The 11,367-nt window shown below is 36.0% G+C and carries 6 protein-coding genes; 2 read left to right on the forward strand and 4 right to left on the reverse strand.

From position 1 onward, the window contains the following. Window positions 1-27: 27 nt before the first annotated feature. Window positions 28-1,188 (reverse strand): response regulator, encoded by a 1,161-nt coding sequence (locus GJU32_RS18355; protein ID WP_155593374.1) that lies wholly within the window; start codon window positions 1,186-1,188, stop codon window positions 28-30. A gap of 120 nt (window positions 1,189-1,308) precedes the next feature. On the opposite strand from GJU32_RS18355, the gene GJU32_RS18360 reads away from it, so the two are divergent. Next, entirely contained in the window at window positions 1,309-4,368 is a 3,060-nt protein-coding gene (locus GJU32_RS18360; RefSeq protein WP_230875089.1) for an ATP-binding protein, read from the forward strand. Between the two features lie 440 nt (window positions 4,369-4,808). Beyond that, the gene (locus GJU32_RS18365; protein WP_155593376.1) at window positions 4,809-6,092 is read left to right on the forward strand and encodes a hypothetical protein; all 1,284 of its coding nucleotides are present in this window, start codon (window positions 4,809-4,811) and stop codon (window positions 6,090-6,092) included. 113 nt (window positions 6,093-6,205) lie between these two features. On the opposite strand, the gene GJU32_RS18370 is transcribed toward GJU32_RS18365, so the two are convergent. The 3 genes from GJU32_RS18370 to GJU32_RS18380 all read right to left on the reverse strand — a co-directional run bounded on the left by GJU32_RS18370 (window position 6,206) and on the right by GJU32_RS18380 (window position 11,297). Beyond that, window positions 6,206-8,125, reverse strand: coding sequence for an ABC transporter substrate-binding protein (locus tag GJU32_RS18370; RefSeq protein WP_155593377.1), 1,920 nt, complete (start codon window positions 8,123-8,125; stop codon window positions 6,206-6,208). A 144-nt stretch (window positions 8,126-8,269) separates the two neighbouring features. Next, window positions 8,270-10,183, reverse strand: a complete 1,914-nt coding sequence (locus GJU32_RS18375) for an AraC family transcriptional regulator (protein ID WP_155593378.1) — start codon at window positions 10,181-10,183, stop codon at window positions 8,270-8,272. A gap of 169 nt (window positions 10,184-10,352) precedes the next feature. Then, on the reverse strand, window positions 10,353-11,297 hold the full coding sequence (locus tag GJU32_RS18380) for an ABC transporter substrate-binding protein (protein WP_155593379.1): 945 nt from the start codon (window positions 11,295-11,297) through the stop codon (window positions 10,353-10,355). Window positions 11,298-11,367: the final 70 nt, after the last annotated feature.

Genomic DNA, 11,367 nt, shown 5'->3' on the forward strand with positions numbered 1-11,367 from the left:
TCCTTTCTGTTAATATAAAATTGAGTTTTAACTAAGACTATTCGTTTGCGCAATTGCATTTGCCTGTTTCCAACTTTGATACCAATCCTCTATCTCCTTGTCTGGTTCCACTGCCAAGTGCTCCTGAAGCATCTTTTTTAACAGCCAGTACTGCTCTTCAACAGCACCAGCGTTATTCAGTAGGTCGTATAGCTTCATCAAGGTAAAGTAGCTTTCCTCTGCATCATAGATAAGAGCTTGGACTTTTTCCTGCACCTTTACAGCAGCCATGTAGTTCTCATTCTTTATATAAAACTCGCTTAACTGATGGGCATGGTGTAACCACAGTCGCCTTAAGCGCTCTCTCTCACTTTCTGCCCATAGATAATCGCAATCCCCTAAAAAATCACCTGTATACATTTGAAAAACTCGTTCATGTTCATCCACTGTTGTCTGTTGTAATGGAGGTAATGATTTTAAGCAGGATAGCCACTGTTCTACATCCACAACGACATTTTCAACTAATAGTTTATAGCCTGAATTCAACAAAGGGCTTGAAATTTGTACGCCATCCAGCCCGTAGTTCTTTAATGTTTGCCGTATTGTATAAATGGCTGTATAAAGTTGCTTAGATGCTTTATCAATATCAGATTCTGGCCAAAATAATTCTAAAATCGTATCACGATAAATCATTTCATCACGGTGATTGAGCATGTAGGCAAATAACTCTTTAGCTTTAGATGTACGCCACTTCATGAGCTGTGTATGGCCGTCTGGTGCAACAACATTTAGCCCCCCAAAAAGCTTGATAAATGTATGTTTAGCTAGTACTTTTTTATGTTTATTACTAATTTGTTCGAGACGTTCTAAGGTCTTTTCTAAACGCGCATTTTGTACAGGTTTCAATAAATAGTCAATCGCATGTAGATTAAATGCATCTATTGCATACTGATCAAATCCTGTTGTAAAAACAATTTCCACATCAGGCAATAATTCCTGGATTTTTTCCCCTAATGCTAAACCGTCCAGATCAGGCATTACTATATCTAAAAATACAACGTTCGGTTGTAGCGTCTGTATCTCTTCAATCACTTTTAGAGAATCGGTGTATTCTCCAACTATATCAATTCCCGGGACATTACTTTTTTCAAGTAAGGTTTTTAGTCTCGTTAATGGTAAATGTTCATCATCTACTAGCACGATTCTCATATTTACTCCTCCTTAAAAACTATTCCTTTACTTATTATCGTTTACTTTTTGAAAGAATTGATAGAATAACCATTACTTTTGAAGGAGAAAAAAACTATTTGTCGAAATCTATTATTTATGATGAAAAAGAAAATATTCTCCAAAAATTTTACTATTTTTCTAATCGCAGCGTTATTTTTTTGCTTTCTATCGCTTATACGATTCACTTGGATGAATTTCACAAACATTTCAGAAGGGGTTGCTGCTACACAAGGGACTGTTGATTTAACAAATATTGATACAAGCCATAATTTTAAAATCAAGCTACAAAAAGAATGGGAATTGTATCCTAATATCTTCCTTGCTTCGGAAAGCGTTACATCTTTTGAGCAAAAAAAGATTTATACGAATCAGCCAGAATCTTGGGATCAGTATTTTCAAAATAACAATGGGAATCACTATGGTTCCTATCGTTTAAAAATTTTAAAAGAACACACGTCACCTCAGATGTATGGTATTACGATTCCTGAAGGTTTAGCACCCTATGAGCTTTACATAGATGGTCAATTCATTGGAGGATTAGGAAATCTTACGTCAGATAATGTTCAAACTGCTCCTACTGGCAGACCTGTTACTTATTATTTTACGCTTACTACTAATGAAAGCGAAATTATTATACAAGGTATTCAAACTAATCCTTATGTACAAGGTGGATTTCAACGAGAAATTGTTTTTGGTGATCTGCAATCTATGGAACAGTCAAAGTCTTTTTCCATTGCAACTCAAATGGCTGTTTGTCTAGTATTTCTATTTTATTTATTATTTACAATTCTACTTTGGTTGATAGGCATTCGAGATAAATCCCTACTTTATTTTGCCCTAATTATTATTTCAACTTGTGTAACTGTACTTGTTTCAAGTAATAAAATTTTATATAGTTACATACCTATTAATTGGATTTGGGCAAATAAAATATACTATTTCTCTTACATTAACAATATGTTATTTTTCGTTTTATTCCTACGTGAATTAATGAAGGAGTATGCTAAGCCAAAAATATTAACGATTGTTCCTTTTCTATGTGCTACCTATTTATTATTTATTGTAGTAGCGCCCATAGAATATATTTTCAAGACCAAAATGATTTTTACATTACTTTTTATCGTCTCTCCTATTATTATAACTATCTACACACTGACTATTGTTATAAAAGGTCAAAAGGGTGTGATGTTTTTATTATTAACGGGAACAGCAGTAGCAACCAATTCTTTATTTTCCTCTTTAAGACAAAACGCAACATTACCTTATAGTCACTATCCTTTCGATTTATTAATAGGAATCACTGCTTTATCAGCATTTTGGTTTACCCGATATTTTCAAACAACTTTACAAACAGAAAGGCTTTCTGTGAAATTACAAAAAGAAATAAATACAAAAGATGATTTTCTGGCAAATACCTCTCATGAACTGCGGAATCCTTTGCATGGCATCATGAGTATTGCTCAAACGATGTTATCTAAGCAGGATGCTAAGGAAAATCAAAATGATTTAAAGCTACTGGTCCGAATTGGTAATCATATGACCCATATGCTAGATGATTTATTGGATTTAGTAAAATTAAAGGAAAAATCGCTCAAACTACAACCAAAACCTTTAAATACTTATATTCTTGCAAGTGGTGTAAGCAGTATGTTTCGTTTTATGCTGAAAGGGAAACCAATTGAGCTTGTCGTGCGTATACCCACTCATTCACCACTTGTGCTAGCCGACGAGACACGACTAATTCAAATTTTTGCAAATTTAATTCATAACGCCATTAAATTCACTGAACAGGGCTCCATTACAATCGATGCAGAAGAAGTTGGTAAAAAACTATATATTTCTATTACAGATACGGGAATTGGTATTGAAAAGGCTATGCAGGAAAGAATATTCGAACCTTATGAGCAAGTTGATTCAACAATGACATCCATAGGTGGTGGACTTGGATTAGGCTTAAGAATTTGCCAAGAGCTTATATCCTTGCATGGTGGGACCATTTCGTTGTCATCTACTATAGGGAAAGGCTCAACCTTTACTTTTTCATTACCAATAGCTAAAACTCAGTCGCTAGAAGACAGCGAATTGCGTACTGAAAAGGATACAGTGTTATTAAAATATACTTCTTTAATAAGTGATTTATCGATAATTGAACACAGAATTCCGTCTACTACTGAAAAGGACACTTTGGTGACTAGCCATGCGCGAATTCTCATCGTTGATGATGATGCTGTAAATTTACAGATCCTCGTTAATGCCTTTTCAACCGAGCCCTTTGAAATTGAAACGGCTTTAAGCGGGGCCGAGGCTCTTGAAAAACTACAAGAGAATAGCTTTGATTTAGTGATTTCTGATATTATGATGCCACATATGTCTGGCTATGACTTGGCAAAGCACATTCGTGAAAAATTCTCTATTTCAGAGCTACCATTATTGTTCTTAACTGCACGACAACAAAGTGAGGATATTCAACTAGCCTTTTTAAGTGGGGCAAATGATTACGTTAAGAAACCGATGGAGTATCTGGAGCTTAAAGCACGTGTTCAGGCACTCATTCAAATGAAGCAATCTAGTGAAGAACGTCTTCGTATCGAAGCTGCTTGGCTCCAAGCACAAATACAACCTCACTTTTTCTTCAATACGCTGAACTCTATTATATCCTTACATGGCGTAGACGAGGAGAAGATGGAGGAATTACTTCTTGCCTTTAGTGACTACCTACAAATGAGCTTCGATTTCCAAAATGTCGATTTAGTCGTGCCAATCGATTATGAATTAAAGCTTGTACGCGCCTACATAGCAATTGAACAAATTCGCTTTGGTGACAGGATACGAGTTGTGTGGGATATACCTAATCAGATGGGGCTGTTCGTTCCTCCACTGTCAATACAAACGCTTGTCGAAAATGCTATTCAGCATGGTATTTTACCACGCCGGGAAGGTGGCACTGTGACCATTTACATCAAAGAGATGGAGGAGCGTTTTACAATAGTCATTTCTGATAATGGTGTTGGCTTTGAAACAAAGACGCCTAAAAAGAAAACTGGCGTAGGTCTCGTTAACACGGAACAACGGCTAAAACAATTATTTGGTGTGGAATTAACAATAGACAGTGTCATAGGTCATCGTACAACCATCTCCTTCTCCATTCCAAAAAATTAATGGTTTATTATGTAGTTCTATCCGTTAGCTCGATGACTTTATCCTTCACTTTACTAGACTGATTCGCTTTATAAATCAAAAATGACTAGGCTATGAGATGCCTAGTCATTTTTGATAGTTATACACGGTCCTCACACATAGCACTCATTTAGCACAGCACCCTCAACAGCATCTGAAACCTAAACAAACAGGTAATGTCTTCACTCAACATCACCTGCTTTTCTCATTACATTTCTATTATCTTTACCAATATGACTTCCTTTATAGGTACTGAAGTTGTGCAATTCTCATATAAAATTTATAACCAATCTACCTATTCATCCAAAAAATGCATAAAAAAATACTTGCCTATGATAAAATTGGTTTATCACCATATCTTGGATAGATTTTCACTCAAATTATCTACGTTAACTATTAAAAACTAGGAGGCTTCTCATAGTATGAAAAACAAAAAAAGATGGGCCTTGCTGTCTTTAGTGGCAGTCCCTTCGCTTCTTTACAGTGCACCCGCATCGGCAGATGATATGACTGGACATGCAAAAACTGCCTACATATACAACTACAATGCTAACGTGTCAAATGTTATGCAACTGATTAACAACATTAACAATACAACCGCTACCTTCCAAGCAAATTTAGAGGCAGCCCTTAAAGCCTACAATGCTTTAACGGAAACAGAAAAACAGTATGTAACGAACTATTCAACATTGTCAGCACATCAACAAACAAGAGTGTCTTACCGTAAGTTAGCTGCTAAAATTGAAGAAAAGTTAAATTCTGTGGAATCCACGTCTATTAATTATTATCAAAATGTTATTGAAACGCGAGATTGGTATAATACCTTGAATGCTGCGCAAAAATCATATGTAAGTGCATCTGCACAAAAAATATTAACATCCTATATAACACCAAATACATCTGTTGATAAAGTGGTCAATAAAATTCGACTAATCAATTCATCTCGTCTGACTTTCCATAAAGATGTGGCTGATGCGAGAGCGGAGCTTAATGCATTACGTAAGTTTTCAAATGTTTCTTTACCTGTGGGTATCGAACAGCTTTTACTTGATGCTGAACAGCTTGTTGTAAAGGATAAGGCTGCTGCTAAAGAGGTTGAAAATGCCATTACAGCTTTATCGCCAAAAACGTCGACTGTTCAAGATGTACAGGTAGCCAAAACAGCATTTGAAGCTTTAACACCTGTACAACAGCAACTCGTACCGAATGTTTGGACTTTAGTCGATTTTGTACAAGGAAAATATACACTTCCTACAAAGGACAACGTCCCTAAAACACCTGTGTTATCAGACAATGCGGCTATACCAGGCAAAACCACTGAAATGACAAAAAGTAAAAACACCTATAAGGCGAAAATTAATGTAGCTAAATCAGAGATTGATACAGAACGTTTTATTCTCACTACAAAAGATAATATGACGATCATCATTCCACCACTTTATACACTAGTGAATGAGGATGAAGGCGTGATGGATATTCAAGTGACGAAAAAGGCAAATCGTATTACTTTCCAAGCGACTTTAAATAAAATACCAGTAACATTTGATGCTAATATGGAAATCATTATTGAAGGTTTATCAGCAAGTTCATCCATCGTCCACTCAAATGAGTTTGGCAAACGAGTACCCGCTGACTTTATCGTTAGTGGAAATCGTCACATTATCCAAACAACTTCTCCTGGTTCATTCCAAATCATAAGAAATTAAACCTTTTAAAGCATGAAAGAAGTACCAACGAAGCTTGTGTTGGTTTCTTTCATGCTATCTTTTTGTACATATCTACCGATAAGGTAAAGCCCCTCTGTATATATATGAGGCACTTATTTTGCCGTAGCTACTAGTCGATCCACAATGAAATCTAGCTGTTTAGTTAATGAATAAATGTCGTTGTAATAACAAAAACCAAAATCCATTTCAATAAGCCTGCCTTCTTTAATGGCTGGAATATTGGACCAAACTGGGTGATCTGTTAAATCGACCATCCCTTCATAGGATGAACGGAAAACATAATCACCTGCATAATCCGTTATTACTTCTAAAGATACATCAATTGCCTCTTCCTTGTTATTCTTATCATCAATTTTCTGTTGAATAATCTCGGGGGCTTTCATTCCTAAATACTCGTAAATGGCTTGGGAACCACGTCCAAAGGTGTAACTAGTCACAACTGACATTTTTCCTTTGCCACCTTCCATAATACTAACTGTTTTATCTAAAATGCCTGCCTTTTTTAACTTTTCTTGACTGTCTTCTACTTTTGCATAGAAATTAGCTAAAAGCTCTTTTGCTTCTTTCTCTTTCCCTAGCACTTCTCCAATTTTAGTTAAACGCTCATCTAGTGATGTTGAGAAGTCTATCATGACAGTAGGTGCAATCTTTTGCATTTCATCATAAAGTTCTTCCTTACTTGGAATTATGATGACATCGGGTTTTAATTGAATCACTGCCTCGACATTTGGCTCGAACCATTCACCTAAACTTTCAACGGTTTTTAATTCTTCCTCAAATGCTGCTCCCTCTTGTATTTTAGAGGAGCCCACTGGTGTCACATCAAAAGCTAGGACATCACCTGTATAATACATCACCACTACTCGCTCAGGGTTAACAGGTATTTCAACGTCCCCTTTCATAGTGGATATAATTTTTGTTTGTGATTCGCTGGCTGTTTGTGTAGTAGAAGCTTGTTTTTCTCCACCTATATTGGTAGATGCTCCGCTGCTGCAAGCGCTTAATAAAAGTGTTAGACATAGAAAGAGTGTTGCAATAGCTGATAATCCTTTTTTATTCATTGATTCATACTTCCTTTCATTATATTGATAACCTTTCTCAATATAATCTTGGAAGCTAAAATCGACAATGGAGTATCTTTCAGACATTGAAGGACTATCTTTTACTAGACGATTCACCTGTTCCATTTGACGAAATTTTGTGGGTGAAACGCCTACTCTCTTTTTGAATAGTCTACTAAAATAATAGACATCGCTATAGCCGACACCCATTGCGATATCGCGTAAGCTAGCGTTTGTCTGCTCAAGCAAAATAGAAGCCTTTTCAATACGAAGTTGAATTAAATACTCAATCGGACTACAACCTATTTGTTGCTTGAATTGAATGGATAAATGAGATGGACTATAGCGTAATGCCTTTGCAATTGATTCTAAAGTTAATGGCTGTGCATAGTTTTTTTCTATATAGGCTTTAATTTGACTAGAGACATTCAACTTTTGAATATCGACACTGTCCAGATCTAACTGCATGAAAATCTCATTTAATAATTGGTAAAATAACGATTTTATGGTGAATTTGCCGAGATTTTTTGCATTTTCCCATTCTATATACATATAATGTATTTTTTCAAACATGGTAATTGGTGAGTTAGGTACAAGACTGTATTGATAGTTGAAAGGATTATTGCTTTGCATGGCTCTTGCTATCAGTTTATTAGAGGTTAAAGGAATCGAAGCCCGATAGAATACCATATAGTATTCAAATCCTTTGTCGGTTGCAACGATTTGCAGAGTGGAGCCCTTCCCACCGTGAATAAGATGAAAGCCCTCTAGTGTATAGTTTGTTAAATCGATTTGGACTTCCGCACCACCACCTGTGGTATAAAGAAACATATTAGCAGGTAATTTATATAATTTTCCAATTCCCTCAGGTTTGATAAGCTCATATCGTATATCGAGTACTTTAATCGCTGCATGATTCCAAAGAAATAGAAACTCCTCTTTTGGTAGCATCCTAATTCATTCCTTCCAATTTATTACTACCTCCAATTTTATTATAATTGATAATCATTCTCAATATTTTATTTTTCTAACAACAATAGTGAAGGCATAAAAAAATCACTCAAACAAAGCTTGAGTGATTTTATTCAATCGCCTTTATTTTTCTTTAGCATGCTGTACTAACATTTCTGTCACTTCTTCAATCTGACCAAGAATTGAAATAGGATCTGAAAACCAAAAACTCCATCCATCAATTTCAAAGATTTGATCATTTTGTACTGCATCAAGCGTTTTCCAAACTGGTTCGTTTTTATAATCGTATGTTTCTGTCGCTTTATCCACTGCCATAAAAATATAATCACCCGCATAATCTGTAAGTAACTCAGGGGATAATTGAAGCCAAGGCTTTTCAGGATCAATTTCCTCTAATACTTTTGCGGGTGGTGTCATGCCAAGCCCATCATAAAATGATCGCCCTGTATAACCATTACCGTATAATGTTATATCATCTTTTGCTCCACCAGCCAAAATCGTAACTGTTTGATCCTTACCAAGGATATCTTGAACGGTTTGTCGGGCTTTTGCTACTCGTTGATTGTAGTCGTCTAACCAAGTTTTTACCTCATCCTCTTTATCTAAAATTCTACTAAACTCCTCCAATGTTGCATCCATTTCTAAAGTAAAGGGTATTAACACAGTAGGCGCTATTTTGGCATATGCTTCATAGTTCTTATCATCCCCTGTAATTATAAGGTCAGGCTTCAAATCAACTACTGCTTCAAGGGATTCCTCAAAATATGTAATTCCTTCATTATGCCCCTTCAAGTAAGGACTTTTCATATAAAGCTCCAGTGTTCCTACTGGTTTAATACCCATAGTTAATAAAAAACCTGGATAATAATCGGTTACGATACGTTCAGGGTCGAGAGGAATCTCTACATCACCCTTCACAGTTGATACAATTTTTGTTGTCGACTGTACTTCCGCTGACTCATTAGCTGGTGCTTTTGTTTCCCCATTATTAGAAGCAGTAATGGCAGTACCAGAACATGCACTAAGCAATAAAGTAAAGCATAACAATAAAGTCGCCATCATAGAGGACTTTGTTTTTTTATTCATCGATAAATCTCCTTTTGTCTTATATTGATAATAATTATCATTATCAATATAATGTCGTATCCACTTTTTATCATTAGACAAAGAAAGCCGATATATAGGACGATACGATTTCTTCTTCACTGGCTGTTGTTTGAATTGCATAGGGGTTTGCCCGCTGTATTTTTTAAAGATACGAATAAAATAAGAGACATCTTCATAACCAACACTCGACGCAATTTCTTGCAAGCTTGATGATGTATGTAATAGTAAATGTTGTGCTTTTTGTATTCGTATATGAATGAGATAATCAATAATACTTCTACCCGTCTTCTGTTTAAATTGCTTGGCTATATAAGGCACACTATAATTCAACATTTGGGCAAGCGATTCTCGTGTAATCGGTTGACTGTAGTATTCTTCGATATAATTTTGAATTTGTTCCACAAGATCTGGCTGCTGAACAATTACCTGCTGTTGGTGTAATTGCTGCAAAAGCTCATAAACAAATTGATAAAAAAGTGCTTTGACATGAAAATGAGCTAGATTCCCCCCCTGTTTGAGCCACTCTCGGTGCATAGTTTCAATTTTCTCCTGTAATGTGAGTACATTCGAAACTTGAAAAACATATTGAAGCTGAAAAGGTTTTTCACGCTCCCATAACGCTAGCAAACTTTTTCTATGAGGAAGAGGTAGCGCCGCTTTGTAGAGAATTAAATAGTACTCCAAACTATCTTCTACAGCACTAATCTGTAGGCAGCTCCCTTTGCCAACATGCGCTATATAAAAACTTTCTATTTTATAGGCTTTACTATCCAATAATAAATTAGCTTTCCCTTTTATTGCGTACAGAAAACCGCTTGTTGGTACACGATAGGAGCTAAGCTGTTCATCACTTTGCATCCTTATATAACGGATATCAAACACTTGAATGGAAGCCGCTTTCCACAGAAGAATATGATTATCTATGTTCACTTTGATTTCACACCTTTCTAGTCAAATCATAGAATGGTTCCTCTTGTGAATATTATAAATGATAAACATTCTCAATAATATCTTAAATTGTCACAATAAAAAGGAAGCACCTTCGTTTCTTAAGGTACTTCCTTTTATGTTGAGCTAAATGCTTCACTCAACTCGCGTATTATTTTTTATTCGTTAGCCAGTTTGTTAACTCCTCAACCTGCGCCAACACTGCTGTTGGATCATAATACCAAGAGCGCTCCTCTGGCCAAACATAAAGGTGATCATTTTTTACAGCTGGCAAGCTCCCCCATATAGGGTCATTCTTAAAATCTTCAACTGTACGATCATCTGAAGTCAGAATAATGTAGTCACCTGCATAATCTGACAGTACCTCTTCTGAAATTTCAGCCCACTGCTTTTCCATAATTTCATCTGCTACTTTTGCAGGCGGCTTTCGACCAAGTGCCTGATAAACAGGCTGTCCACCTCGCCCAAAATTATCACCATAAGCATAATAAGTTTTTCCTGCATCTTCAATAATAGAAAAACTTGCACCCTCTGGAATAATCGCATCTACTTGTGCTTTGGCATCAGCGATTTTTTGATCATATTGTGCGAGCCAATCCTTTGCTTCTTGCTCTTTACCAAGTAACTCCCCAAAATATGTAAGCTCTTCATGTGCATTCTTCAATTCACCATAAGGGATGACAACAGTAGGAGCAATTTTACTTAAAGCATCATAATTTTCCCCGTTGCCAGTAATGATCACATCGGGTTTCAGCGCTATAATTTTCTCAATAGAAGGTTTTCCATAATCACCGATTTCCTCTACACCCTTTAATGCTTCCTTTAAATAAAAGTTTTCTAGAGCCAACCCAGGAGCTCCAACAGGTTTCACTTCTAATACAAGTAAACTAGCGATATATTCCTCCGCTACAATACGCTTCGGATTAGTCGGAATAACCATTTCACCATTGATAGTCTGAACTGTTTTGGTCTTTGCTTCTTTTGTATTTTGTTCTGCCGCTGCATTATCCGTCTTTTCCTTTTCTCCGCAAGCCGTTAACATAAGCAGTAATAGAAGAAGCAATGGTACTATAAATTTTTTATTTTGTTTAAGCAATTTCTTCCCTCCACACACATCAATTGATAATCATTCTCAATAATTGTAGAAGATTATAAAATAACTGTCT

It is taken from the genome of Lysinibacillus cavernae (genome assembly GCF_009724685.1).
GTDB lineage: Bacteria > Bacillota > Bacilli > Bacillales_A > Planococcaceae > Lysinibacillus > Lysinibacillus cavernae.